Source organism: Bradyrhizobium sp. 61 (assembly GCF_023073075.1).
In the GTDB taxonomy this organism is placed as follows: Bacteria; Pseudomonadota; Alphaproteobacteria; order Rhizobiales; family Xanthobacteraceae; genus Bradyrhizobium; species Bradyrhizobium barranii.
Window position 1 is genome coordinate 41,918 of sequence record NZ_JADPIU010000082.1, and the last position, 25,253, is coordinate 67,170.

General features: G+C 64.3%; 23 protein-coding genes. 15 read left to right on the forward strand and 8 right to left on the reverse strand.

Translation table 11 applies throughout. From position 1 onward, the window contains the following. Position 1: 1 nt before the first annotated feature. Positions 2-1,066, reverse strand: coding sequence for a helix-turn-helix domain-containing protein (locus IVB46_RS31130; RefSeq protein WP_247306922.1), 1,065 nt, complete (start codon positions 1,064-1,066; stop codon positions 2-4). A 62-nt stretch (positions 1,067-1,128) separates the two neighbouring features. Further along, the gene (locus IVB46_RS31135) at positions 1,129-1,701 is read right to left on the reverse strand and encodes a GNAT family N-acetyltransferase (protein WP_247305934.1); all 573 of its coding nucleotides are present in this window, start codon (positions 1,699-1,701) and stop codon (positions 1,129-1,131) included. 64 nt (positions 1,702-1,765) lie between these two features. On the opposite strand from IVB46_RS31135, the gene IVB46_RS31140 reads away from it, so the two are divergent. From IVB46_RS31140 to IVB46_RS31150, 3 genes are all read left to right on the forward strand, one after another. Then, positions 1,766-2,683, forward strand: a complete 918-nt coding sequence (locus IVB46_RS31140) for a pirin family protein (RefSeq protein WP_247305937.1) — start codon at positions 1,766-1,768, stop codon at positions 2,681-2,683. A 78-nt stretch (positions 2,684-2,761) separates the two neighbouring features. Next, positions 2,762-3,676, forward strand: a complete 915-nt coding sequence (locus IVB46_RS31145) for a phosphoribosylaminoimidazolesuccinocarboxamide synthase (RefSeq protein WP_085405113.1) — start codon at positions 2,762-2,764, stop codon at positions 3,674-3,676. A 350-nt stretch (positions 3,677-4,026) separates the two neighbouring features. After that, positions 4,027-6,243, forward strand: coding sequence for a SulP family inorganic anion transporter (locus IVB46_RS31150; protein WP_247344189.1), 2,217 nt, complete (start codon positions 4,027-4,029; stop codon positions 6,241-6,243). A gap of 45 nt (positions 6,244-6,288) precedes the next feature. Here IVB46_RS31150 and IVB46_RS31155 read toward each other — a convergent pair whose 3' ends face one another. Then, positions 6,289-6,642: a nuclear transport factor 2 family protein gene (locus IVB46_RS31155; RefSeq protein WP_247305944.1), complete on the reverse strand. Its 354-nt coding sequence runs from the start codon at positions 6,640-6,642 to the stop codon at positions 6,289-6,291. Positions 6,643-6,650: 8 nt separating this feature from the next. Next, on the reverse strand, positions 6,651-7,571 hold the full coding sequence (locus IVB46_RS31160; RefSeq protein ID WP_247305946.1) for an NAD(P)H-binding protein: 921 nt from the start codon (positions 7,569-7,571) through the stop codon (positions 6,651-6,653). 117 nt (positions 7,572-7,688) lie between these two features. Here IVB46_RS31160 and IVB46_RS31165 point away from each other — a divergent pair, with 117 nt between their 5' ends. After that, positions 7,689-8,501 (forward strand): AraC family transcriptional regulator, encoded by an 813-nt coding sequence (locus IVB46_RS31165; protein ID WP_247305951.1) that lies wholly within the window; start codon positions 7,689-7,691, stop codon positions 8,499-8,501. Positions 8,502-8,514: 13 nt separating this feature from the next. On the opposite strand, the gene IVB46_RS31170 is transcribed toward IVB46_RS31165, so the two are convergent. Next, the gene (locus IVB46_RS31170) at positions 8,515-10,008 is read right to left on the reverse strand and encodes an NAD-dependent succinate-semialdehyde dehydrogenase (protein ID WP_071908943.1); all 1,494 of its coding nucleotides are present in this window, start codon (positions 10,006-10,008) and stop codon (positions 8,515-8,517) included. A 112-nt stretch (positions 10,009-10,120) separates the two neighbouring features. Further along, on the reverse strand, positions 10,121-10,441 hold the full coding sequence (locus IVB46_RS31175) for a hypothetical protein (RefSeq protein ID WP_028150598.1): 321 nt from the start codon (positions 10,439-10,441) through the stop codon (positions 10,121-10,123). A gap of 347 nt (positions 10,442-10,788) precedes the next feature. Between IVB46_RS31175 and IVB46_RS31180 the strand changes: the two genes are divergently transcribed. Next, on the forward strand, positions 10,789-11,982 hold the full coding sequence (locus tag IVB46_RS31180; protein ID WP_071908942.1) for a serine hydrolase domain-containing protein: 1,194 nt from the start codon (positions 10,789-10,791) through the stop codon (positions 11,980-11,982). Between the two features lie 99 nt (positions 11,983-12,081). Further along, on the forward strand, positions 12,082-13,776 hold the full coding sequence (locus IVB46_RS31185; RefSeq protein WP_247305969.1) for an AMP-binding protein: 1,695 nt from the start codon (positions 12,082-12,084) through the stop codon (positions 13,774-13,776). Between the two features lie 107 nt (positions 13,777-13,883). Here IVB46_RS31185 and IVB46_RS31190 read toward each other — a convergent pair whose 3' ends face one another. Continuing rightward, positions 13,884-14,885 (reverse strand): adenosine kinase, encoded by a 1,002-nt coding sequence (locus tag IVB46_RS31190; protein WP_085405059.1) that lies wholly within the window; start codon positions 14,883-14,885, stop codon positions 13,884-13,886. 125 nt (positions 14,886-15,010) lie between these two features. On the opposite strand from IVB46_RS31190, the gene murJ reads away from it, so the two are divergent. From murJ to IVB46_RS31210, 4 genes are all read left to right on the forward strand, one after another. Continuing rightward, positions 15,011-16,561, forward strand: a complete 1,551-nt coding sequence (gene murJ, locus IVB46_RS31195) for a murein biosynthesis integral membrane protein MurJ (RefSeq protein ID WP_247305972.1) — start codon at positions 15,011-15,013, stop codon at positions 16,559-16,561. A 75-nt stretch (positions 16,562-16,636) separates the two neighbouring features. After that, positions 16,637-17,689: a tryptophan--tRNA ligase gene (gene trpS, locus IVB46_RS31200; RefSeq protein ID WP_085405057.1), complete on the forward strand. Its 1,053-nt coding sequence runs from the start codon at positions 16,637-16,639 to the stop codon at positions 17,687-17,689. Positions 17,690-17,799: 110 nt separating this feature from the next. Next, a complete protein-coding gene (locus IVB46_RS31205; RefSeq protein ID WP_063980124.1) occupies positions 17,800-18,294 on the forward strand; it encodes a universal stress protein in 495 nt (164 codons plus the stop codon). 261 nt (positions 18,295-18,555) lie between these two features. Continuing rightward, positions 18,556-19,125 (forward strand): NifU family protein, encoded by a 570-nt coding sequence (locus IVB46_RS31210; RefSeq protein ID WP_063985958.1) that lies wholly within the window; start codon positions 18,556-18,558, stop codon positions 19,123-19,125. A 110-nt stretch (positions 19,126-19,235) separates the two neighbouring features. Here IVB46_RS31210 and IVB46_RS31215 read toward each other — a convergent pair whose 3' ends face one another. Beyond that, positions 19,236-20,921 (reverse strand): PAS domain-containing methyl-accepting chemotaxis protein, encoded by a 1,686-nt coding sequence (locus IVB46_RS31215; protein ID WP_247305974.1) that lies wholly within the window; start codon positions 20,919-20,921, stop codon positions 19,236-19,238. Between the two features lie 306 nt (positions 20,922-21,227). Here IVB46_RS31215 and tsaB point away from each other — a divergent pair, with 306 nt between their 5' ends. The 5 genes from tsaB (at position 21,228) to miaB (ending at position 25,218) form a co-directional block, all read left to right on the forward strand. After that, entirely contained in the window at positions 21,228-21,923 is a 696-nt protein-coding gene (tsaB, locus tag IVB46_RS31220) for a tRNA (adenosine(37)-N6)-threonylcarbamoyltransferase complex dimerization subunit type 1 TsaB (protein ID WP_247305977.1), read from the forward strand. Beyond that, positions 21,920-22,405, forward strand: a complete 486-nt coding sequence (rimI, locus tag IVB46_RS31225; protein ID WP_166347509.1) for a ribosomal protein S18-alanine N-acetyltransferase — start codon at positions 21,920-21,922, stop codon at positions 22,403-22,405. Before tsaB ends, rimI begins: the two co-directional genes overlap by 4 nt. Positions 22,406-22,444: 39 nt before the next feature. Then, a complete protein-coding gene (locus IVB46_RS31230; protein ID WP_028150589.1) occupies positions 22,445-22,900 on the forward strand; it encodes a Fur family transcriptional regulator in 456 nt (151 codons plus the stop codon). A 53-nt stretch (positions 22,901-22,953) separates the two neighbouring features. After that, positions 22,954-23,634 (forward strand): HAD family hydrolase, encoded by a 681-nt coding sequence (locus tag IVB46_RS31235; protein WP_247305980.1) that lies wholly within the window; start codon positions 22,954-22,956, stop codon positions 23,632-23,634. Between the two features lie 189 nt (positions 23,635-23,823). Continuing rightward, a complete protein-coding gene (miaB, locus tag IVB46_RS31240) occupies positions 23,824-25,218 on the forward strand; it encodes a tRNA (N6-isopentenyl adenosine(37)-C2)-methylthiotransferase MiaB (protein WP_247305983.1) in 1,395 nt (464 codons plus the stop codon). The last annotated feature ends 35 nt before the right edge of the window (positions 25,219-25,253 follow it).

Below are 25,253 nucleotides of genomic sequence, written 5' to 3' on the forward strand. Positions count from 1 at the left end.
GTTACGCCGCACTCACCTTCAGCCGCCGGTATTCCGTCGGCGTCACGCCCGTGACCGCCTTGAAGGCCCGGTTGAAGGGACCGAGCGACTGGAAGCCGGCGTCCATCGCGATGGTGATGACGGGGACCTCGGCCTGCGCGGGATCGGCGAGCGCCGCCTTGGCTTCCTCGATCCGGTGGTTGTTCAGGAACACATTGAAATTGCGGTAGCCGAGCCGCTGGTTGATGAGCCGACGCAGCCTGTATTCGGGAATTTTCAGCCGGCCCGCCAGCACGCCGATGGTGATGTTCTCCTGGCGATAGATCCGCTCGTCCGCCATCAGCCGCATCAGGGCATCGATCAGCTTCTGGTCGGCGGCTTCATCGGTGGCTGTGGGATGGCTCAGAATGACCGCCGGCGTGATGCCCGCATTCGCCGGAAACAGGTCCGCGCCATCGACACGCATCATCGCGGTGGCGATGGCCGCGACGACGCAGGCCAGCACGCCGGCATTGATGGTGTTGGCGACATCGCCGACGTCGCTGCCGGCGACGGCAATCTGGAGCAGCGCGTTCAGTCCGCCATAGAGCGCGGCAGCGCAGACGATGAAGACGCGAACGCGGCGGCGGCGCTCGACCAGATCGGCCGGCCACGAGGCGATCGTCTGCCCCACCGCGAGCGCGATGAAGCCGAGCACGATCAGGTTCACCACGGTGACCGAGAACCGCACGTTCCCACTCGGCGCGATCCAGACGCACCCGGCGAAGCTGAAGGCCGTCACCAGTCCCCAGACCAGTCCGTGCCACCAGCGCAAGCGAAAATCGTCGTCGAACAGCGCGCGCGTGAACAGCCAGAACACCACGATATTGCCGGTCGACAGTGCGATCAGCGGCGCATGCCAGGCCGGCACCAACGACGTCACGCCGACCGAATAGCTCACCGCATGCGCGGCCGAGCCGAGCGCGAAGGCCGCGCCGAGCCGAGCCGCCAGCACGTTGCGGAAGTCCGAGAACAACGATGCCGCCAACACCAACAGCAGCGCTACGGCGCCGGCGCGAAAGGCAAGTTCGAGATTGGCAAGCAGCATCCGGTCGACCCGATCGCGCACGCACGCGCGTGACGCGAACCTAGTTCAGATCAAAGACCGATTCAATTTCGCCGGGTCCACGCGGCGCGCGACGTGATCCAGGCGTCAGCCGGTTTGCCGAACAGATCGATCTCGCGCTCCTTCCGGGCGCCCAGGCTGCGCGCCACGCCCTGCGACGGTGTATTCGTGCTCTCGATACAGTGCATGATCTCGTCGATCTCAAAGCTGTCGAACACCCAGTCGATCGATGCGCTGGCCGCTTCCACCGCATAACCTTTGCCGCGGAATTCCCTGGCGATGCCCCAACCGACCTCGAAGCCGGGCCAGCCCGGCGGGCACCACGGACCAACCCGCCCGATGTAGCTGCCGCTCGATTTCTCCTCGACAGCAAACATGCCGAAGCCGTGGAGCGCCCAGTGTCCGGAGATCACGGCCGCGTTACGCCAGCCGGCAATCTCGGTCGTGACCGGCTTGCCGTCGGCGGCGATGAAGCGGGCGGTGCCGGGATCAGACAGCATCGCGGCGTTCGGTGCAATATCGCTCGCGCGCCATGGCCGCAGGATCAAATGTTCCGTCTCGATTCGGGGGCCTGTGACCTCGAGCAGCCTGGCGCCTGGCTTGAGCGGTGGGATCATCGGTCTTCTCCCGTTCCCGACATTGTTCTGTTACGATCATACCAGCAAGAAACAGGAGACCAAGATGAGCTGGCAACCCTCGAACGATCCCGTGCTCGGCGATCCCATGTCCTGCGATGCGCTCGATCTCGTCATCGTGCCACGCACCCGCGACCTCGGCGACGGATTCGTGGTGCGGCGCGCGCTGCCGCATGGCAGGCGGCAAATGGTCGGGCCCTTCATCTTCTTCGATCATTTCGGCCCCGTGCAGTTCGTCTCCGGCAAGGGCATGGACGTGCGGCCGCATCCGCATATCGGGCTTGCCACCGTCACCTATCTGTTCGACGGCTCGATCATGCATCGCGACAGCGAGGGCAACGTCCAGGAGATCGCGCCCGGCGCGATGAATCTGATGACCGCCGGCCGCGGCATCGCCCATTCCGAGCGCACCCCGGACGCGCAGCGCGCCTCGGGGCAGCAGATGCTGGGCCTGCAAAGCTGGATCGCGCTACCGGCCGGATCCGAAGAGATCGCGCCGTCGTTCCAGCATTACGGCGCGGGCGATTTGCCGATGATTTCCGAGCGCGATTTTACCGCGCGGGTGATCGCGGGCTCCGCCTTCGGCATCACCTCGCCGGTGACGATGGTGTCGCCCTGGTTCTACACCGAGGTCACGGCGGTCGCGGGCGCCAGCGTGCCGCTCGACCCCGACCACGAGGAGCGCGCCATCTACGTCGTCGACGGCGAGGTCGAGATCGCGAACGAGCGTTATGAGGGGCCGCGGCTGCTGATCTTCCGGCCCGGCGACCGCATCACCGTGAAGGCGTTGAAAGCGACGCGCATGATGTTTCTCGGTGGCGATGCATTGGAAGGCCCGCGCCACATCTGGTGGAATTTCGTCTCCTCCAGCAAGGAGCGGATCGAGCAGGCCAAGGAGGACTGGAAAACCGGCCGCTTCGCCGCGGTTCCGCAGGAACATGAGTTCATTCCGCTGCCGGAATAGGCTATCCCGATTTAGGCCGTACCATCCAGTGCGGCCTGAATCTCCTGTCCGATGGACTTGTCTGCGAAGGCCCTGCCGATGACCGCCATGCTCTCCAGCGACCTGCCCCTGCCCAAAATCGGACGCGGCAAGGTGCGCGATATCTACGCCGTCGACGACGACCGCCTGCTGCTCGTCACGACCGACCGCATCAGCGCCTTCGACGTCGTGATGGGCGAGACCATCCCGATGAAGGGCGCGGTGCTGACCCAGATCAGCGCATTCTGGTTCAACGAGCTCGAAGGCGTGGTGCCGCATCACATGATCAGCGCCGACGCCGACGAGATCATTGCCGCCGTGCCGGCCTTGAAGCCGCATCGCGCCGAGATCCTCGGCCGTGCCATGCTGTCGCGCCGCACCACCGTCTTCCCGATCGAATGCGTGATCCGCGGCTATCTCTCGGGATCGGCCTGGAAGGAATATGCCGCCAGCGGCACGCTGGCCGGCGAGAAGCTGAAGGCGGGCCTCGTCGAGAGCGAGAAGCTGGAGCCTTCGATCTTCAGCCCGGCGACCAAGGCCGAGACCGGCCATGACGAGAACATCACCATCGCCAAGATGCGCGAAGTCGTCGGCGACGAGGTCGCCTACACGCTCGAGAGCATGACGCGCGCGGTCTATACGCTCGGCGAGGAGCTCGCCCGCGAGCAGGGCATCATCATCGCCGACACCAAGTTCGAGTTCGGCCGCGACAAGGACGGCCGTATCATCCTGATCGACGAAGTCATGACGCCGGATTCTTCGCGCTTCTGGGCGGTCGATGCCTACAAGCCCGGCCAGCCGCAGGCGAGCTTCGACAAGCAGCCGTTGCGCGATTATCTCGACGTCGAGCGCCACGCCGGCCGCTGGAACGGCGACGCGCCGCCGCCCCCGCTGCCCGCCAGCGTCGTGGACGCAACCAGCAAGCGCTATCTCGAAGCTTACAGGCGCGTGACGGGGAAAGAGCTGAAGATTTAGCTTCGTCGCCACCTCTCGCTCCGTCATTGCGAGCGAAGCGAAGCAATCCAGAGCTGCTGCTCCTCACCCTGAGGAGCGCGCCCTTTGCGCGCGTCTCGAAGGGCGAGGCCACCAGCGGGGCCTTCATCCTTCGAGACGCGCGTTCCGCGCTCCTCAGGATGAGGAACACACAGACTGGATTGCTTCGCTGCGCTCGCAATGACGTGGATGGCCGCCGCGTGTGATTGGCCGTTCACACGCCAAACCGCCGCAAAACTGTCGGATATTTCACAGTTACAAGAATCCAGTTGCGCTAAGCCCGTACTCGTCTACGTCTCGGGACGGGACTTTTCAGGGGCGAGCGCAACGGCGTGACCGATCCAGCAATTATTCTCAGCCCGGCTTCGCGATTCAATCCGGCCCTCAAGCGTGCGTTGAATGATATATTGGGCGGAACGGCCGCCAGCGTCCTGACCGTCACCTTCGGGCTGTCCTATTCGCTGCTGATCTTCGCCGGGCCGCTCTCGCCTTACCTGTCCTACGGAATCACGGCGACCTTCGTCAGTTCCGCGGTGCTTGCGGTCGTCATCGGGCTCGGCAGCACCCTGCCCTTCGCAATTGGTGCTCCCGACAGCTCGACCGCGGCGGTGACGGGAATTCTGGCGGCCTCGGTGGTCGAACGCCTCGAGACGGCGAACCTGTCGGCACCGCTGCTCTCGCCGGTTCTCATCACGCTCGGCCTGTCGACGGTGCTGACAGGATTGGTGCTGTGCGGATTGGGCCTGACGCGGCTGGGCCGCGCCATCCGCTACGTGCCCTATCCCGTCGTCGGTGGCTTCCTTGGCGCCACCGGACTTCTCATCGCCCTGGGCGCGGTGCGGGTGATCACCAACCACCCGCTCCAGCTCACGACGCTGACGCACTTCACCAACGGCACCACATTGCTGGAGCTGGGCGCCGCCTGCGCGATGGCGCTGGTGCTGTATCTGACCTGGCATCGCTCGCGCAGCCCGTTCGGGTTGCCGATCATCCTGGTTGGTGGCGTGCTCACAGCGCATCTGGCGTTCTGGATCACCGGTGTTTCATTCGATCACGCCCGCGCCCTGGGCTGGACGTTTCAGCCGCCGCCGCAGGCGGTCTTCGTGCTGCCCTGGCACACCGACGATCTCGCCCGCTATCCCTGGTTTGCCGTGCCGGACCTGCTCGGCAACGTCGTTGCCGTCATCTTCGTCACGGCCTCCAGCACGCTGTTCAACACCACCGGCATCGAGGTTGCCGTGCATCGCGAGGCCAATCTGGAGCGCGAGCTGAACGTCACCGGCGCCGCCAATATCCTGACCGGCATACTGGGTGGCTATGCCGGCTGCAGCTCGATCAGCCGTTCGATCCTCAATTTCTCCAGCGGCGGCCGCGGGCGCTTGTCCGGCCTCACGGTCGCGGCGCTGTCCCTGCTGATGCTTGCCGTCGCGCCCGATCTGCTCGGCTTCATCCCGAAATTCGTCATCGGTGGCCTTCTGCTCTATCTCGGTGCCGACCAGCTCCACAAATGGATCATCGAGTCGCGCAAGCGGCTCTCGAAGCTCGAATATCTCTCGCTGATCGCCATCATCGCGATCATCGTAACCTGGGGCTTCGTGCCGGGCATTCTGATCGGCGTGATCATCGGCTGCGCGACGTTTGCGTTCAGCGCCGCACGGGTGGAGTCGATCAAGTACAGTTTCGACGGCTCGGAATATCGCTCCTCGCTCGACCGCTCGCGCGACGACCAGGACGTGCTGCTGGCCCATGGCGGCAACATCCAGGGCCTGAACTTGCAGAGCTATCTGTTCTTCGGCTCCGCCAACCGGCTCTACCAGCACGTCAAACAGCTGCTCCAGGAGCGCCCGGAGTGCCGTTATCTGCTGTTCGACTTCAAGCTCGTCACCGGCGTCGATTCCTCGGCTGCCTACAGCTTCGCCCAGATCAAGCGCAGCGCGCATGACCTCGGCGTCGAGCTGATCCTGGTGCATCTGTCGGCGGCGGCCGAGAAGGTGCTGCGCTCCAGCGACTTCATCGGCGAGGGCGTCACCATCATCGGCGAGCTCGATCATGCGCTGGAATGGTGCGAGAACGAGATCATCTCGCAGCATCAGGGGCGGGAGCAGGAAGAGGCCAGCCTGCGCGACTGGTTGACCGGGATACTCGACAGCGAGGCCGACGCCGACGCGCTGATCCACCGCTGCCAGCGCCTCGAGGTCGAGGCCGGCGACGTCATCGTGCAGGCCGGCGACCCCGCCGATTCCATGCATTTCATCCTCGACGGCCGCGTCGGCATCATGGTCCCCGCCGACGACGACCGCACCACGCGCGTGCGCAGCCTGGGGCGCTACACCACGATCGGCGAGATGGGACTGGTGTCGAACACGCCGCGCAGCGCGACGATCCAGGCCGAGGTCGCCAGCGTGCTCTACGTGCTCAACACGCTCCAGTTCGACGCGATCAGGGACGAGGACCCCGCGCTCAGCCACAAGCTGCTGACCTACTTCGTGTCGGTCATGGCCGAGCGGCTGACGTTCGCGAACCGGACGATTGCGGTGTTGCGGCGGTGACGGGCCTGTAGTCCGGATGGAGCGGAGCGCAGTCCGGGCTACACGCTATTGGTCCCGCGGATTTACAAATCCATGAAGCTGCCGAATGCGATCACCGTCCAACACCGCCATGTCGACGCCTGTGGCGGCAGGTGTTGCGGCTCTGGGCGCAGCCAGCGTCCAGCCGAACAGGACCTGATCGTGATGCGCGTTCACGTGACCGGCGAGCGTGAAGCGGAGATCCGGAAGTCTCGCCTGCAAGGCTTGCACCAGGCGCTCGATCGCATCCTTTCCAGCCACCGAGTCATTAGGATCGATATAGACGCACGCGTCGCTGAAGACTCTCTCGATCAGCAACCGGCGCTTCCCGGCATCTCTCTCGTTCCAGACCGCGATGTAGTTCTGGACGAGATTGGTCACCTGTTCACTCATTTTGCTTCCTTCCCTGTCGCATGCATGTCTGCTACTTGCGAAAGTGTGTCGCGAACCATCGTGTCCAGACTGCTCGCCGTGACGCCCAGCAGTTTCTCTGTATCGCCGGCATCGAGCAAAAGCGGCTTTTCGAACAAATAGGCCATCTCGATCCCTTCGCTGAAGCCGATGCCGTCCAGCTCAGCCGGGGCGAGTCGCGATAGGCCAGGAGCGTCGATCTTCAGCGCGGCTGCGAATCTCCGTACCAGTTCGCGCACCGACGCCGACTGCGACGGCACGTGAAAGGCGCGGCCCCATTCTCCAGTGAAGCGCGACGCCGCAACCAGCGTCTTCGCCGTGTCCTTGGTGAAAGACCAGGCATGCGCGGCATCCGGATCGCCGAGGAAGGCAACTGGCTCGTTCCTAAGCAGCGACGGCAACGCCAGCAGGGAAAAATAGGCGACTGCGCCCTCGCCGAGATAATCGCTCGCCCGCACTTCAAGGGCGGGAACGCTCGATCGCAACGCACACTGCCACATGATGTGCCGGGTCGTGCCCTTTCGGGTGGTCGGGTCCGGCTCCATGTTTGGCGTGAGAGGGCTCGCAGCCCCCGCGCCATAGCCATAGACATTCCCAGCCACGAGCAGCCTGGCACCAACCTGCTCGGCCGCCTTGACCGTTCCGTCCATGATCGGAAAGAAGTCGGTCGGCCAACGATGATAGGCCGCCATCGCGCACATGAAGATCGCATCCGCGCCCTTGCTGAGTACCGCCAGCTGTGCGGCATCGGTGGCATCCGACGAAACCGTACGCACATCTCCCGCATTGAGCGATCCGGCATTCCTGCTGGTCAGGATGACGCTGTGCCCTTCTTCCGCCAGAAGGCGCGCGGTTTCGCGCCCGACCGGGCCGGCTCCCACAATCACGTAGTGACTCACTTGGCATCCTCATTTGTCGGGAAACGACAGATGAGTTCTTTGACGCCGGCGCCGTTGAAAATCGCGCACGATCCGCCAAATATCGAACACGTTCCGCCAAGATCTGGAGCCTGACCCATGCGTGCGAGATCGAGTTCGGCGTCAACATCGGCCGCCGCCACCGCTGCGGCCAGGCGAACCGAGCCTGACGCCGTTGCGCTGGAGCCGATCGGCGATCATCGCATCATCATCCACCTCAGCCGGGCGACGCGCTCATTCTGTCTCGAGACCGGGGAGCAGTTTCTACGTCAGGCCGGCGATATCGATGTGGTTCCGTCCGGCGCCATCGGCGGCTTCGTGGCTGAGACGCCCTACCAGTCGCTTCAGATCCGGCTCGCACCAGGCATGCTGGACCATGCAGCATCAAGGAGTCGACAATTGGCAGCCGCCCGGCTCACACATCATCATATGCTGCGGAATGACCGCATCGTTCTGCTTGGACAGGCTCTCGAAAGCGACGTGAAAGCGGGCTCGCCGAGCGGCCCGTTGTTTGCCGAAAACGTGGGAATGGCCCTGGCGGTCGAATTGATCAACCTGGCGAATGATCCGCCGGGAGAGGCCATCCGCCTCACGAACGCGCAACTCCAGAGAGTTCTGGCCTACATCGATGCAAACCTCGACCAGCCGCTCACTATCGACATTCTTTGCCGCGAGGCCGGCGTCAGCAGCTCACATCTGCGTACATGGTTCAAGGCGGCCATGGACGTCACGATCCATCGCTACATCCTGAGAAGGAGGGTGGAGCACGCGCGCCAGCTCCTCCTCCAGGGCGATCGCAAGCTCAGCGATATCGCCCTGGAAGCAGGCTTTTCCCATCAATCCCACCTGGCCAAATGGATGCGCCGCGAATTCGGGCGCAGCCCCAGCGAACTGCGTCGAAGCAAGGGCTGATCGGCGACGGCCCTCACACCCCCGCCATCATCACGTATTTGATCTCGACATATTCTTCCATGCCGTGACGCGAGCCTTCGCGCCCAAGGCCGCTTTCCTTGACGCCGCCGAAGGGCGCGACTTCGGTCGTGATCAGGCCGGTGTTGACGCCGACCATGCCGGATTCCAGCGCTTCGGCGACGCGCCAGACGCGGCCGAGATCGCGGGAGTAGAAGTACGAAGCCAAGCCAAACGGCGAGGCGTTGCACATCGCGATGACATCGGCCTCGTCCTTGAAGCGGATCACCGGCGCGAGCGGGCCAAACGTTTCTTCCTGCGCCACCAGCGAGTCCGGCTTGACGTCGGCAAGCACCGTCGGCTCGAAGAAGGAGCGTCCGAGCTCGCTGCGCTTGCCGCCGGTCACGACCTTGGCGCCGCGCTTGACGGCGTCCGCGATGTGGCGCTCGACCTTGTCGACCGCTTTCAAATTGATCAGCGGGCCCTGCGTGACGCCGCTCTCGGTGCCATCGCCGATCTTCATCGCCGCGACCTTCTTCGACAGTTTTTGCACGAACTCGTCGTAGATCTTGTCCTGGGCGTAGATGCGGTTGGCGCAGACGCAGGTCTGACCCATGTTGCGGTATTTCGAGACGATCGCGCCTTCGACCGCGGCATCGATATCGGCATCGTCGAACACCACGAACGGCGCATTGCCGCCGAGCTCGAGGCCGAGCCGCTTCACGCCGACGGCGGCCTGCTGGTAGAGGATCTTGCCGACCGCGGTCGAGCCGGTGAAGCCGACGAAGCGCACCGCCGGGTGCTCGCACAGCACCTTGCCGATCGGCGGCGCGTCACCGGTGATGATGTTGAGCACGCCCTTGGGCACACCGGCCTTCTCGGCGAGCACGGCCAGCGCCAGCGCCGAGAGCGGCGTCTCGTTGGCGGGCTTCAGCACCACGGTGCAGCCGGCCGCAAGTGCCGGCGAGACTTTTCGCGTGATCATCGAGTTCGGGAAATTCCACGGCGTGATCGCGCCGCAGACGCCGATCGGCTGCTTGATCGCGAGCAGGCGCGCATCGGGCCGCTGAGTCGGGATGGTCTCGCCATAGACGCGACGGGCTTCCTCGGCGAAGAACTCGATATAGGCGGCACCGATATCGACCTCGCCGAGCGCCTCGGAGAGCGGCTTGCCCTGCTCGGAGGTGAGGATCAGCGCGAGATCCTCGCGGTTGGCGATGATCAGCTCGAACCATTTGCGCAGGATGTTGGAGCGCTGCTTGGCGGTGTGCTTGGCCCAGGCCGGAAAGGCGCGCTCGGCGGCTTCGACCGCCTTGGTCGTATCGTCCGCACCGAGCTGCGGAACCTTCGCGAGCTCGATGCCGGTCGCGGGATTGTTCACCGCGAAGACCGGCGAGCCGACCCAGGCGCCGTCGATGTAGCAGGCCTCCTTCAGCAACGACGGATCCTTCAACCGGTCGCGCAGATTGGACGTGGCTTGCGGGGCGCGTGCGGCGGCAGTCGGGGTCATGGCGTTACTCCTCGGGGCGCGATCGGATCGACCCCGAATATAGGGACAGACGGCGCGCAATGCACCGTCCCGCAACGCACATCTGCTGGGAGTTAAAGTGGCAACGGCGCGGTTATGCCGCGCCACTCATATAGGTCTCGCGCCGGCCGATCATGCGCTCAGCGGCTGCCTTGGCGTCGGCCTTCGAGGACGTCGCGCACGTCCGGTATTCGAGATCGGGAACGTCCGAGGTGTCGCGGCGGCCGAACCAGGATTTCGAGCCCACCGGCAGCAGCGCCAGCGCCTGCGCCAGATTATCGACGGCGCCGAACGAATAGAGCGCGCCGGTGCCGGCGATCCGGACCTCGTAAATGCCGGGCGAAATCGGCGCCTCGAGATTGTCGCCCCGTCCGGGACGGGGATAGCGCTTCCATTCGCTCCAGGTCGAAATCATCTGAGGTCCCCCTCGCGGTCATGAACGACCGCCAATATTTGAATCAAGTCTTAACGTTGGCCGTCGATTGGCCGTGTGCGGAAACGCCGCAACGCACAAAATGTTTCAAGTGCTTCAAACACGTGAAACATATCGCCAGAGCCCATCCACGGTCACGGTGAGTTGCGGCCATCCACCGCAGATTGTGACGGAGTGTTGCAGTTCAGCCCCCTCTCGTCCTGCGCACGCCGCGGACCGTCAAGTCACGACATCGCGACCAGTGCGGGCATCTGGACGCGCTTGCCGCGCGGACCGTGCAGGAGGACAATCATTCGCTTCCAACAATAATCAAACCGGAGGAAACGCGTATGCAAAGCAAAGCCCAGATCGACGAGATCCTGCGCCAGAAGAGCGACGCCAAGGAGATTCCCGGCGTCGTCGCGATTGCCGCCAGCGGCAACGACGTGATCTATCAAGGCGCGTTCGGCAAGCGCGACCTGTCCAAGCCCGATGCGATGACTGACGACAGCGTGTTCTGGATCGCGTCGATGACGAAGGCGGTGACATCAGCGGGCGCGATGCAGCTCGTCGAGCAGGGCAAGCTGTCGCTGGATGCGCCGATCGGTTCGGTGCTGCCCGACCTCGCCAAGCCGCAGGTGCTCGAAGGTTTTGATGCCAAGGGCGAGCCGAAGCTGCGGCCGGCGAAGGGCGCGATCACGCTGCGCCAGCTCATGACCCACACCGCCGGTTTTGCTTACAATGTGTGGAACGGCGATCTCGCGGTCTATCTGGAGAAGACCGGAACCCCGAACATCTTCTCCTGCCAGGACGTCGCGCTGAAGACGCCGATCATGTCTGATCCCGGTACGCGCTGGGAATACGGCATCAACATCGACTTCGTCGGCAAGGCAGTGGAAGCCGTGAGCGGCAAGCGGCTCGATGCCTATCTGCGCGACAATCTCTTCACTCCGCTCGGTATGAGCGACACCGGCTTCAAGATCACCGACAACATGCGCCAGCGGCTGGTCGCCACCCATGCTCGCGGCGAGGATGGATCGCTGGCGCCGATCCCGTTCGAGATCGAGCAGAATCCGGAATTTTGCATGGGTGGCGGCGGCCTTTACGGCACTGCCGGCGACTACATCAAGTTCACCCAGATGATCCTCAACAAGGGCCGCGGCAACGGCAACCAGGTGCTGAAGCCCGAGACGGTCGCGCTGATGGGCCAGAACCACATCGGCGATCTCACCATTGGCAAGATGACGACGGTTGCGCCCATGTACACCAACGATGTCGATCTCTTCCCCGACATCGTGAAGAAGTGGGGGCTGTCCTTCCTGATCAATACTGCCAAGACGCCGGAGGGCCGCAGCGCCGGCAGCCTCGCCTGGGCCGGTCTCGCCAACACCTATTTCTGGATCGACCCGGCGCGCGATGTTTCCGGCGTGATCCTGATGCAGGTGTTGCCGTTCGTCGACGCCAAGTGCATCGAGGCCTTCACGGGCTTCGAGCGTGGTGTCTATGCCGGGCTCGATGCGGGCAGCGGGAAGAAGGCGGCCTGAGGGCGAGCCGAGTTCTCCCCACACGTCATGGCCGGGCTTGTCCCGGCCATGACGACCGAAAAAGATCGCACTGACTATCTTTGATGAGAGGATTTCGAGTTGTCAGATAAAGCCGACAGCTATGTTTGCGGCATCTCGGACACGCCGCTGCTCGGCGAAACCATCGGTCGCAGCCTCGACCACGCCGTGCGGCGCTGGGGCCATCGCGAGGCGCTGGTCTCGCCAAGCCACGACGTCAGGTGGACCTGGACGGAATTCGCCGAACGGGTCGACGCGCTCGCCGCCGGCTTTCTCGCGCTCGGCCTCGAGCGGGGGCAGCGGATCGGCATCTGGTCGCTGAACCGGCCGGAATGGACGCTGACCCAGTTCGCCGCCGCCAAGGCCGGCCTGATCCTGGTGACGATCAATCCCGCCTACCGCTTGAGCGAGCTGGAGTTCGCGCTGCGCAAGGTCGGCTGTAAGGCGATCGTCACGGCGACCGTGTTCAAGACCAGTCATTACATTGAGATGCTCAACACGCTGCTGCCGGAACTCTCCGGCGCCAAGCCCGGAAAACTAAACGCAGCGCGACTGCCGGACTTACGGATGGTGATCCAGATCGGTGGCCCCGCGGCATCAGGCACGATCCCGTTCGAAGAGGTCGCGCGCATGGGCGGAGCGCAGCATCGCGAGCAGCTCACTGCGCTCGGCGCTGCCTTGCAGTTCGACGATCCCGTCAACATCCAGTTCACCAGCGGCACCACGGGATCGCCCAAGGGCGTGACGCTGACGCACCACAATATCCTCAACAACGGCTATTTCACGGGACGTGCGATGCACCTGACCGAGCAGGATCGCATCTGCATTCCGGTGCCGCTCTATCACTGCTTCGGCATGGTGATGGGCAACCTCGCCTCCGTCACGCTCGGCACGACGATGGTATACCCCGGCGAGGGTTTCGATCCGCTCGCGACGCTGCGCGTGGTCGAGCAGGAAAAGTGCACGGCGCTGTACGGCGTGCCGACGATGTTCATCGCGGAGCTCGATCACCCCGAATTCCCGAAGTTCGACCTGACATCGCTGCGCACCGGCATCATGGCGGGCGCGCCCTGCCCGATCGAGGTGATGAAGCGCGTCAACACCGAGATGAACATGCGCGAGGTCACCATCGCCTACGGCATGACCGAGACCAGTCCGGTCAGCTTCCAGAGCGCGACGGACGACCCGCTCGAACGGCGCGTCTCGACCGTCGGACGGATTCATCCGCATGTCGAGGTCAAGGTCGTCGATCTCGAGGGCAGGATCGTCAAGCGCGGCGAACGCGGCGAGCTCTGCACCCGCGGCTACAGCATCATGCTGGGCTATTGGGAGGAGAAGGAAAAGACGGCGGACGTGCTTGATGCTAACGGCTGGATGCACACTGGCGATCTCGCCACCATCGACGACGAGGGCTATTGCAACATCGTCGGCCGCATCAAGGATCTGGTGATCCGCGGCGGCGAGAACCTCTATCCGCGCGAGATCGAGGAGTTTTTGTATCGCCACCCCAAGATTCAGGACGTGCAGATTTTTGGCGTGGCCGACACCCGCTATGGCGAGGAGCTCTGCGCCTGGATCCGCGTCAGGCCGGGCGAGACGCTGACGGCCGAGGAGGTTCGCGCGTTCTGCGACGGCCAGATCGCGCACAACAAGATCCCGCGCTATGTGGAGTTCGTCGAAGAGTTTCCGATGACCGTGACCGGCAAGATCCAGAAATTCGTGATGCGCGATGCTGTGGAGCAGCGGCTGGGATTGAAGGCGGCGAAGACGGCTTAGGGTACGGCGTCATTGCGAGCGCAGCGAAGCAATCCAGTCTGCCTCTGCGGAGATAGTCTGGATTGCTTCGTCGCTACGCTCCTCGCAATGACGGGGAGAAAGCGGAGTTAAACCGTCAGCCCGCGCTGCTGCGCCAGCTCCTTCAGCGACACCTGCGGGCGCGCGCCGATGTGCTGGATCACTTCGGCAGCCGCGAGCGCGCCGAGCTCGCCGCACTGCTTGTGCGCAAGGTTACGCGCGAGACCGTACAGGAAGCCGGCGGCGAAGAGATCACCGGCGCCGGTGGTGTCCACCAGCTTCGCGATCGGCGAGGCCGGCGCGGCGACGGCCTCGGTCGGCGTCACCACCACGCAGCCCTTCTCGCTGCGGGTGACCACGCCGAGCTTGACGTCGTTGCGCAGCTGCTTCAGGGCGGTGTCGAAGTCCGAGGTCGTGTAGAGCGAATGCAGCTCGGATTCGTTGGCGAACACGATGTCGACGGTGCCGTTGCGCATCAGTCCGAGGAATTCGTCACGATAGCGATCGACGCAGAACGAATCCGACAGCGTCAGCGCCACCTTGCGCTTGGCATCATGCGCGATCTGGGCCGCCTTGACGAAGGCGTCCTTGGCGTTCTTGGGGTCCCAGAGATAGCCCTCGAGATAGACGATGCCGGCCGACGCGATCTCGGCCGGATCGATGTCGGCAGGCGACAAATCCTGCGCGGCACCGAGATAGGTGTTCATGGTGCGCTCGCCGTCATCCGTGACCAGGATGTAGGAACAGCCGGTCGCAGGGCCATCCTTCGCAGCGGGCGTGTTGAAGGCGACGCCGGCGGCGCGGATGTCGTGGACATAGAGCTTGCCGATCTGGTCGTCCTTGACCTTGCCGACATAGGCCGCGCGTGCGCCGAGGCTGCCGATGCCGACGATGGTGTTGGCGGCAGATCCGCCCGAGACTTCGGTCGCCGGGCCCATGTCCTTGTAGATGGCGGCGGCCCGCGCCTCGTCTATCAGGGACATGCTGCCCTTGGTCATGCCGTGCTTGCCCAAAAAGGCCTCGTCGGTCTTGACCAGCACGTCGAACAGCGCGTTGCCGATGCCGAGAACGTCATATTTCACGTCAGCCATTCACCTTGATCCTGTTTGGCGGATTGCGATACCCGCGGAAATCCGCTTCCTGTCGGTCTGAAATCTGGCTCGCGGCCTATCACGACCGGCCCTGCCCGGGCAAGCAACGGTATTATGTCGGCGCAATGATCCGCTCCTTCCTAACAGTCTCGACGGGAACACTGGCCTCGCGGCTGCTCGGCTTTGCGCGCGATTCTATGATTGCCGCTCTGTTGGGCACCGGCGCGGTGGCAGATGCATTTCTGGCCGCGTTTCAGCTCGTCAATGTGGTGCGGCGGCTGCTCAGCGAGGGGGCGCTGAATGCGGCGCTGATCCCGGCCTGGCTGCGCGTCCGTGACCGCGACGGCGAAGAGGCCGCCTCCGCCTTCGCGGGACGCGTGCTCGGCACGGTCAGCGCGGCGCTGATCGCGATCTCGATCGTGATTGCGCTGTTGATGCCATTGATCATCACGATCATCGCGCCGGGTTTTCTCGGCAGCGGCACGCTCGATCTTGCCGTCGCGAACGCGCGGCTGATGCTGCCCTATCTCGCCTTCGCCGGACCTGTCACCGTGCTGATGGGGCTGCTCAATGCGCAGGGGCGCTTTGCACTCACGGCATTCTCGCCGCTGCTGTTCAACATCGCGCTGATTGCGGCCATTGCGATGCTGCTCGTCTGGCATGCCGACGCCGGCTTCGCAGCATGGATGCTGGCGGCGACCGTCGGCGTGGCCGGACTGCTGCAATTGCTGATGCTGCTGTCGCAGCGAAGCGCGCGACTGGCGACGCCGCTGCGGATCAGCTTCGACCAGGAGATGCGCGGCTTTTTCGCCAAGGCAATCCCCGGCATGATCGCAAGCTCGGGCCCGCAATGGCTGATAGTCGCGGGCGCGATCATCGCCTCTGCAACGCCCTCCGCGGTCTCCTGGCTCTATTTCGCCAACCGCCTGATCGAGCTGCCGCTCGGCATCGTCGGTGTCGCCATGGGCACGGTGCTGGTGCCGGAGCTGACGCGCGCGGTGCGTAGCGGCGACCGTGACGCCGTGGCGCATGCGGAATCGCGCGCGCTGGAACTGGCGACCGGGCTGGCGCTGCCCGCGACGCTCGGCCTCGTCGTGCTGGCCGAGCCGATCGTGCGGCTGCTGTTCGAGCATGGCGCGTTCGGCGCGGACGACAGCACGGCCACCGCACATGCGCTGATGTGGCTGGCGCTGGGCCTGCCGGCGCATGTGCTGATCAAGGCGCTGTCGCCGGCCTATTATGCCCGGAGCGACACGATGACGCCGCTCATGGCAACGGCTAAAGGCTTCGTGGTCGCGATAGCGCTCGCCGTGCTGCTCGGTCACTACTTCGGCGCGACCGGGATCGCCGCCAGCATCGCGGCCGGCGCCTGGAGCAGTGCGATCTCGCTGCTGCGGAAAGGCACCAGCGAGTTCGGCTTCTCGGTCGATGCCGCCGCCCGCAACCGGCTGCCGCGGATCGTTCTCGCCGCTGCCGCCATGGGCGCCCTGCTCTGGCTGACGACCGGCCTGTCGCCCGCCGAGGCGCACGGGCTGATCCGCTTCATCGTCCTGGGCGTGCAGATCGCGGCCGGAATCGCCGTCTATGGCGCGCTCCTGCAGGTCCTCGGCGCGGCCTCGTGGCGCGAAGCGGCTAACGTGCTGAAGCGCCCGGCCCGGACCGAGTCCGAGGCGTGACGCCATCGAATTACCCTTGACGGGGCAGCGCCGCTGTTGGAAACGACGGCCGAATACCTTCCAGGAAGACTTACCATGGCATTCGTTGAACGGGTCTTTTCGGGCGTCCAGCCGACGGGCAATCTGCATCTCGGCAATTACCTCGGCGCGATCGTCAACTTCGTGAAGATGCAGGAAACCCACAACTGCATCTATTGCGTCGTCGACATGCACGCGATCACGCAAGGCGTGGACGTCTGGGGCGGACCGGTCGAGCTCGCGCGCAACACCCGCGAGGTGACCGCGGCGTTCATCGCGAGCGGCATCGATCCGAAGAAGCACATCGTGTTCAACCAGAGCCAGGTCTCCGGCCACGCCGAGCTCGCCTGGATCTTCAACTGCGTCGCGCGCATGGGTTGGCTGGGCCGCATGACCCAGTTCAAGGAGAAGGCCGGCAAGGACCGCGAGAACGCGTCCGTGGGCCTGTTCGACTATCCCGTGCTGATGGCCGCCGACATTCTGCTGTACCGCGCCACCCACGTTCCGGTCGGCGAGGACCAGAAGCAGCATCTCGAGCTCTCGCGCGACATCGCGCAGAAGTTCAACAACGACTTTGGTGACTCGATCCGCAGCCTCGGCGCCAATGACGGCCTGTTCTTCCCGCTGCCGGAACCGCTGATCACGGGACCGGCGACGCGCGTGATGAGCCTGCGCGACGGCACCAAGAAGATGTCGAAGTCGGACGCCTCCGACAATTCGCGCATCAATTTGACCGACGACGCCGACACCATCGCGCAGAAGGTACGCAAGGCGAAGACCGATCCGGAGCCGCTGCCGTCAGAGGAAAAGGGCCTGGAAGCGCGCCCCGAGGCCGACAATCTCGTCGGCATCTTCGCCGCGCTCTCCGGCCGCTCCAAGGCCGACGTGCTCAGAGAATTCGGCGGCGGCCAGTTCTCCAGCTTCAAGAATGCGCTGGTGGATCTGTGCGTGACGAAACTCTCGCCGATCGCCGGCGAGATGAAGCGCCTCGTCGCCGACCCCGGCCATATCGACGCGATCCTGAACGATGGCGCCGACCGGGCCCGCGCCATCGCCGACGAGACCATGAAGCTCTCGAAGGACATCGTCGGCTTCATCCGCCGGCGCTGATTCCCCGCATTTGCGAGACCCGGCCGGCGCCCACTGCGCCGGCCGCTTCTCCTCTCCCCAAGCGTGAGGGAGTGTGGCAGCATGTCGGCCGTGCACATTCCGGGACATGCATGACCAGCAAGCGACTTTGCTTCGAGCCGGGTCACAAGCCCAAATGCCTCGTGATCGTCGATGACACCGCCGAATGGGATCGCGCGGTCTACTATGCCAGCCGCTGGGCGATCCGCGCCGGCGGCGGCGTGGTCATGCTGCGCATCATCGAGCCCGAGCAGCAGAGTCAGGAATGGCTTGGGGTGGCCGAGATCATGCGCGCCGAGGCGCAGGAGGCGGCGGAAGCCGCGCTCGACCGCGCCGCCGGCCGCGCCAACGGCATCGCCGCGATCACGCCGGAGCGGGTGATCCGCGAAGGCGATGCAATGGAACAACTGCTCGCCGTGATCGACGAGGACCCCGACATCGCCATGCTGGTGCTCGCCGCCAATCCCGGCGCGGAGGGTCCGGGACCGCTGGTCTCGCTGCTGGCGCATGAACTGGGCACGTTCCCGGTGCCGGTGACCATCATCTCGGGCGCGCTGAGCGACGGAAGCGTGGATTCGCTGTCGTAGACGTCCCTATCTGGACTGCGGCCAACCAGATATCCGTCATGCCCGGGCTTGTCCCGGGCATCCACGTTCTTGGCGCCACGAAGCAAGGCGTGGATGGCCGGGTCAAGCCCGGCCATGACGGCGCGGGAATATTAAAGTGTCCTAACCCGCTGATATCGCAACGAAACGTCCTACCCACCCCTTGACCGTGCGTTCCCCGTCGCCATCTGCTACTGGATAGCTTGCGCGCCGGCCTTGAACCGGCGACGTCTGGAGAAAACCATGTTCATTCAAACCGAAGCCACCCCCAATCCCGCCACGCTGAAGTTCATTCCCGGCCGCGTCGTCGTCGACGGCGGCCCGATGGAATTTTCGAGCCGCGAATCGGCCACGCGCTCGCCGCTGGCCGAAAAGCTGTTCGACGTGCCCGGCGTCACCGGCGTGTTCTATGGATCGGATTTCATCACCGTGACCAAGGCGAACGGTGAATGGCAGCAGCTCAAGCCCGCGATCCTCGGCGCCATCATGGAGCACTACATGTCCGGCGCGCCGTTGCTCGCCGATGGCGCGGCTCCAAGCGATGCCGATCTCGACGACGAGGATGAGTTCTTCGACGAGTCCGATGCCGAGACGGTCGACATGATCAAGGATCTGATCGAGACCCGCGTGCGGCCGGCGGTCGCCAATGACGGCGGCGACATCACCTTCCGCGGCTTCAAGGACGGTATCGTCTATCTCAACATGAAGGGCTCCTGCGCCGGCTGCCCGTCATCGACCGCGACGCTCCAGCACGGCATCCAGAATTTGCTCAAGCATTTCGTGCCTGACGTGGTCGAAGTCCGGCCGATGTAGGCGAAGTGCCGTAGGGTGGGCAAAGGCGCGCTTGCGCCGTGCCCACCGTGCAATCATCGCGAAAAGAAGAGGTGGGCACGCTTCGCTTTGCCCACCCTACGAGATCTCTCCTACGCCGCCTGGCCGATGCTCGCCGCCTCTTCCGCGGCCTTGCGCATGCTCGCCGACATTTCGCTGGTGACGGTGCTCTGCTCCTCGACGGCGGCGGCCGTTGACGACACATATTCGCTGACGCCCTCGATCGCACCCCGGATCGCCCCCAGCGCGGCGACCACGTCGACCGAGATGCCGTTCAGATTGCCGATCTCCTGCTCGATCCGGTCGGCGGCCTGCTTGGCCTGATTGGCGAGGTTCTTCACTTCAGATGCCACCACGGCAAAGCCGCGACCGGCCTCGCCGGCGCGCGCGGATTCGATGGTGGCGTTCAGCGCCAGCAGATTGATCTGACCGGTGATGCTGCCGATCAGCTGCACGATCATGCTCATCGACTCTGCCGCCTGAGTCAGCCGCTGCGCCTGATGGTCCGCCGCCTCGACCCGATCGACCGCGGTCGATGCGGTCTCGCGCGAGCGCGTCATTGCTTCGGCAATCTCGCGCACCGAGGCATTGAGCTCCTCGGCGCCGGCGGCAACCGATTCCATCATGTCGCGCACCTTCTCGCTGCGCTTGCGCGCGATCACCTGGGCGGTGGTGTCGGAGGCGTATTTCACGACCTTGAACGGATTGCCGTTGAGGTCGCGGATCGGGTTGTAGGAGGCCTGGATCCAGACCTGCCGGCCGCCCTTGCCGACGCGCTGATATTCGCCGGACTGGAATTCACCGGCGTTCAGCCTGGCCCAGAAGGCGCGATAGGCTTCGCTGTCGCGCTCGTCGGCGCCCACGAACATGCTGTGATGCTTGCCGACGATCTCGGACAGCGTATAGCCGAGCGCGCCGAGGAAGTTTCCGTTGGCCGTCAAAACCTTGCCGTCCATGCTGAACTCGATCACGGCCTGCGACTTGCCGATCGCCTCGATCTGCCCGGCAAAATTCGCATTCGACAGCTTCTGCGCACTGACGTCGGTCGCGAACTTCACCACCTTGAACGGCTTGCCGGTCTCGTCGAGGATCGGATTGTAGGAAGCGAGAATCCAGACCTCCTTGCCGCCCTTGCCGAAGCGCTTGTACTCGCCGGACTGGAATTCGCCGCGGCCGAGCTTGGCCCAGAATTCGCGATAGGCTGCGCTATCGCGCTCACCCGCCCCTACGAATATGCTGTGATGCTGCCTCTGGATCTCGTCGAGCCGATAGCCCACCGTGGCCAAAAAATTCTCGTTGGCGGTGATGATGGTGCCGTCGAGATTAAACTCGATCACCGCCTGGGCGCGGCCGATCGCGGAAATCTTGCCGGCATCCTCGAGGCTGCGGATCTTGCGCGCGGTGATGTCGGTCGCGAACTTGACGACCTTCACCGGTTTGCCGGCTTCGTCGATCATCGGATTATAGGACGCTTGGATCCAGATCTCGCGGCCGCCCTTGCCGAGCCGCTTGTATTCGGCTGATTGATATTCGCCGCGACCGAGCTGCGCCCAAAACTCGCGATAGGCCGCGCTGCCCCGCTCCTCCGGCATCACGAACATGCTGTGGTGCTTGCCGGCGATCTCGTCGAGCCGGTAGCCCATCGCGTCCAGGAAATTCTGGTTGGCCGTGATAATGGTGCCGTCGAGATTGAATTCGATGACCGCCTGCGACTTGCCGAGTGCAATGACCTGAGCCAAAGCCTCCCTAGCCGAAGAACCGCTTCGCCAAAAAGACATAAATGAACCCTTCCAAATGACCGAACAGGCGCGGCTTGATCTGCCAAAGCGCCCCGTCTGAGTCGTCGTTGACTCACTCTCCCGCCCGTTGACGGTGTCATTGGTTTGCTAATGATTACTTAAAATGCCAACATTTCAATCACTTAGATACCTCTAAGGTTGCAAATTGATGCATCCGCATCGAAAATGGGGAGCGAAAATTTTGTCGCCTTCGCGTCCACGTAGAATTACGGGGCCGATCGTGCGCCTGTCGAGAAATCAAACTTGGACTGGTTCGACCGCGGCTCGACCGACTAAGCTGATTCGATGCTGATCCTTGCCATCGATACCGCGCTGGAGGCGTGCGCGGCCGCCGTTCTCGACACCGACGCCGGCCAGCTGCTTGCGGAGGAATCGCTTCTGATGAAGCGCGGCCACGCCGAAGCGCTGATGCCGATGATCGCGCGCGTGATGCAATCGGCCGATCTTGCCTTCACCTCGCTCGACCGCATCGCCGTCACCGTCGGTCCCGGAAGCTTCACGGGCCTGAGGGTCGGCATTTCGGCGGCGCGCGGCCTTGCGCTCGCGGCGAAGCGGCCCGCCGTCGGGCTGACGACGCTTTCGGCCTATGCCGCCACCGTCGTCGGCCAGAGCGGAACGGCGCCGGTGATCTCGGCGATCGATGCGCGGCACGATCACGTCTACTTCCAGATCGTAGCCGGCGACGGCAGCCCGCTGGTGCGGCCGAGCGTCGTGCCAATTGACGCGGCGATTGCGGCCTCGCAATTCGGTGCGCCGCATCTGGTCGGCAATGCCGCAAAGATCCTCGCCGATCGCTGGCCGAAGGTTGGTCCGCAACCCGTTGCGGTCGACGCCCAGCCCGCGCCCGACATCGGCTGGGTCGCCTGGCTCGGCGCTGCGGCCAACCCCGAAACCACGCCGGCGCGGCCGTTCTATCTGAAGGCGCCCGACGCAAAGCCGGCCGCACAGCCACTGCTCGCCGCACAAGCCGCAACCTCATGATGAGATGGCTTTCGGAATGGTGGCGCGGCGGCACGGCCGCCGTCGAGCCGGCCTCCACGCGCGACGCCGCGCGGCTGGCGCAGCTGCACGGACAATCCTTTGCCCGCGGCTGGGGCGAAAGCGAGTTCGAAGGCATGATCGGCGAGCGCAACACGCTCGTGCACCGGTTGCGGCTCGGCCGCAAGACCATCGGATTCGCGGTGTCGCGGATCGGCGCGGACGAAGCGGAAATCCTCTCCATCGCGGTCGACCAAGCACACCGCGGCCGCGGGCTGTCCGGCACGTTGCTGATGACGCATCTCGGCCACCTCGCAGGGCGCGGCGTGCGCACAATATTTCTCGAAGTCGAGGAAAATAACCAGCCGGCGCGGCGGCTCTACGATCGGGCCGGATTCATGGTGGTCGGGCGCCGCGAACGCTACTATAAGCAGCCCAACGGGGAACAATTGAACGCACTTCTGATGCGACGTGACTTGTCGTAACATTGATGGCAGAAAGCGCCCCCGTCAGGCAGACACCCTATGACTGGACTTAAACCTTCATCCGCCTCCAAGGCGACCGGCATCGAGGCACGCTGCGCCGCCACCGGCATGCGCATGACCGAGCAGCGCCGCGTCATCGCCCGCGTGCTGGCGGAATCGGTCGACCACCCCGACGTCGAGGAACTGTACCGGCGCTGCGTCGCCGTCGACGACAAGATCTCGATCTCGACCGTGTATCGCACCGTCAAGCTGTTCGAGGATGCCGGCATCATCGAGCGCCATGATTTCCGCGAGGGCCGTGCACGCTACGAGACGATGCGCGACAGCCATCACGACCACCTCATCAATCTGCGCGACGGCAAGGTGATCGAGTTCACCTCCGAGGAGATCGAGAAGCTGCAGGCGGAGATCGCCCGCAAGCTCGGCTACAAGCTGGTCGATCACCGGCTCGAGCTGTATTGCGTCCCGCTCGACGACGACAAGCCGACGTCTTGAGTGGGCATGATCTTGTCGGAAAACCGCCCCACACTTTTCCGGATCATGCCTTCGTGTCGGTAGATCTCATCATCTTCGATTGCGACGGCGTGCTCGTGGACAGCGAGGTGATCTCCTGTCGCGCACATGCCGATGTGCTGACACGGCACGGCTATCCGATCACGTCGGAGCAGGTGCTGGTCCGCTTCCTCGGCGTATCCGAGAAAGACGCGCGGCGGATGGTCGAACAGGAAATCGGCCACAACCTCCCCGACGATCTTGAGAGCCAAGTGAATGCGGCCACGCTGCAATTTTACGCCAGCGATTTGCAGCCGATCACCCACGTGGCCGCGGCGATTGCCGCAATCGATTTGCCGAAATGCGTCGCATCGAGCGGCACGCCGGAGAAGATCCATCACGGCCTGACATGCGCCGGGCTTTACGACCTGCTCGCCCCGAACATCTTTTCCGCAAGCCAGGTCGCACGCGGCAAGCCCGCACCCGATCTGTTCCTGTTTGCCGCCGAACGGATGAAAGCCGCGCCGGAACGGTGCGTCGTGATCGAGGACAGCGTCCCCGGAGTGACCGGCGCGCATGCCGCCGGGATGAACGTGCTGGGCTTTCACGGCGGCAGCCATTGCCCGCCGGGTCACGCCGAGAGGCTGCGTGCCGCCGGCGCCGGATTGACGTTCGACGATATGCGGCACTTGCCGGACCTGGTCCGGCGGGTCGCGGGGAACACCCGGGCGGGCTGATTTCGGCCTCGTCGTCATTCCCAGGCACACGCAACGCGCGTGAACCCGGAATCTCGCGCCAAAACCTCTGGATTCCGGGTTCTCCCGCTTTGCGGGCGCCCCCAAACCACCCCGCCGGGTGTCAATCGCTGGATTTTCGCCCCTCCAGCCTATATCTGAGGGGCGTCCTCCACCTCAATTTCGGGTTCCATGACGCCGCCGCGCAAGCTGCACATCAAATCATATGGCTGCCAGATGAATGTCTACGATGCCCAGCGCATGGTGGACACGCTGGCTCCGGAAGGATTCGTGGAGACGGCCAACGCGGAGGATGCCGACCTCGTCATCCTCAACACCTGCCATATCCGCGAGAAGGCCTCCGAAAAGGTCTATTCCGAGCTTGGCCGGCTGCGGGTCGCCAAGGACGAGGCCGCGCGCGGGGGCCGGGCGATGCAGATCGCGGTGGCGGGCTGCGTGGCGCAGGCCGAAGGTGGGGAGATCACGCGCCGTGCGCCGGTGGTTGACGTCGTGGTCGGCCCGCAGAGCTATCATCACCTTCCGGAGCTTTTGAAGCGCGCGCGCGACGAAGGCCGTGCGATCGAGACCGAGTTTCCTGCCGCCGACAAGTTCGGCTTCCTGGCCCAGCCAAAGCCCGATGCGATCCGCGCGCGCGGCATTTCCGCTTTCGTCACGGTGCAGGAAGGCTGCGACAAGTTCTGCACCTTCTGCGTGGTGCCCTATACGCGCGGCGCCGAAGTTTCGCGTCCCGTGGCGAAGATCGTCGATGACGTGAAGCGGCTCGCCGACAACGGCGTGCGTGAGCTCACGCTGATCGGGCAGAACGTCAACGGCTATCACGGCGAGGGACCGGACGGGACAAGCTGGCCGCTCGGCCGGTTGCTCGAACACCTGGCGAAGATTCCCGGCATTGCGCGGCTGCGCTATTCGACCAGCCATCCCCGCGATGTCGATGACAGTTTGATTGCAGCCCATCGCGATCTCGGCGAGCTGATGCCGTTCGTGCACTTGCCGGTGCAGTCGGGTTCGGACCGGATTCTCGCCGCCATGAACCGGAAACATACCGCCGATGATTATCGGCGTGTCATCGACCGTTTCCGGTCCGCGCGGCAAGATATTGCTTTTTCATCAGATTTTATCGTGGGCTTCCCCGGCGAAAGCGAGCAAGATTTTCTCACCACCCTCGCGCTTGTCACGCAAATCGGCTACGCTGCCGCATATTCGTTCAAATACTCCGCCCGGCCGGGAACGCCGGCCGCGGATATGCAGGAGACGGTGTCCCCCGCCGAGATGGACCAGCGATTGGAGCGGCTCCAGGAACTGATCGACAGCCAGCAATCGGCCTTCAACAAGGCCGCGATTGGCTCAACGGTCGATGTGCTGTTCGAGCGTCCGGCCCGCAAGGAGGGCCAGATCGTCGGTCGCACTGCCTTCCTCCAGCCTGCGCATGTGATGGCCTCGCCCGACATCATCGGACAGATCCTGCCGGTCCGGATCGACAGCCTTGAACGCTATAGTTTCCTCGGTGAGCTCGTGACGCCGCGTAACGCGCGCGAGCCCGCTTTATCGCAAGCCATTGGAGCCTGAACCCTTGCCAAAAAGCGCATCGGATTCGTCTTCGT

Excerpts from the sequence above, each read along its gene's own strand:
- IVB46_RS31130 (WP_247306922.1), bottom strand. The coding sequence starts at position 1,066 with ATGCTGCTTGCCAATCTCGAACTTGCCTTTCGCGCCGGCGCCGTAGCG.
- IVB46_RS31135 (WP_247305934.1), bottom strand. The coding sequence starts at position 1,701 with ATGATCCCACCGCTCAAGCCAGGCGCCAGGCTGCTCGAGGTCACAGGC.
- IVB46_RS31140 (WP_247305937.1), top strand. The coding sequence starts at position 1,766 with ATGAGCTGGCAACCCTCGAACGATCCCGTGCTCGGCGATCCCATGTCC.
- IVB46_RS31145 (WP_085405113.1), top strand. The coding sequence starts at position 2,762 with ATGACCGCCATGCTCTCCAGCGACCTGCCCCTGCCCAAAATCGGACGC.
- IVB46_RS31165 (WP_247305951.1), top strand. The coding sequence starts at position 7,689 with ATGCGTGCGAGATCGAGTTCGGCGTCAACATCGGCCGCCGCCACCGCT.
- IVB46_RS31170 (WP_071908943.1), bottom strand. The coding sequence starts at position 10,008 with ATGACCCCGACTGCCGCCGCACGCGCCCCGCAAGCCACGTCCAATCTG.
- IVB46_RS31175 (WP_028150598.1), bottom strand. The coding sequence starts at position 10,441 with ATGATTTCGACCTGGAGCGAATGGAAGCGCTATCCCCGTCCCGGACGG.
- IVB46_RS31180 (WP_071908942.1), top strand. The coding sequence starts at position 10,789 with ATGCAAAGCAAAGCCCAGATCGACGAGATCCTGCGCCAGAAGAGCGAC.
- IVB46_RS31190 (WP_085405059.1), bottom strand. The coding sequence starts at position 14,885 with ATGGCTGACGTGAAATATGACGTTCTCGGCATCGGCAACGCGCTGTTC.
- murJ (WP_247305972.1), top strand. The coding sequence starts at position 15,011 with ATGATCCGCTCCTTCCTAACAGTCTCGACGGGAACACTGGCCTCGCGG.
- trpS (WP_085405057.1), top strand. The coding sequence starts at position 16,637 with ATGGCATTCGTTGAACGGGTCTTTTCGGGCGTCCAGCCGACGGGCAAT.
- IVB46_RS31205 (WP_063980124.1), top strand. The coding sequence starts at position 17,800 with ATGACCAGCAAGCGACTTTGCTTCGAGCCGGGTCACAAGCCCAAATGC.
- IVB46_RS31210 (WP_063985958.1), top strand. The coding sequence starts at position 18,556 with ATGTTCATTCAAACCGAAGCCACCCCCAATCCCGCCACGCTGAAGTTC.
- IVB46_RS31215 (WP_247305974.1), bottom strand. The coding sequence starts at position 20,921 with ATGTCTTTTTGGCGAAGCGGTTCTTCGGCTAGGGAGGCTTTGGCTCAG.
- tsaB (WP_247305977.1), top strand. The coding sequence starts at position 21,228 with ATGCTGATCCTTGCCATCGATACCGCGCTGGAGGCGTGCGCGGCCGCC.
- rimI (WP_166347509.1), top strand. The coding sequence starts at position 21,920 with ATGATGAGATGGCTTTCGGAATGGTGGCGCGGCGGCACGGCCGCCGTC.
- IVB46_RS31230 (WP_028150589.1), top strand. The coding sequence starts at position 22,445 with ATGACTGGACTTAAACCTTCATCCGCCTCCAAGGCGACCGGCATCGAG.
- miaB (WP_247305983.1), top strand. The coding sequence starts at position 23,824 with ATGACGCCGCCGCGCAAGCTGCACATCAAATCATATGGCTGCCAGATG.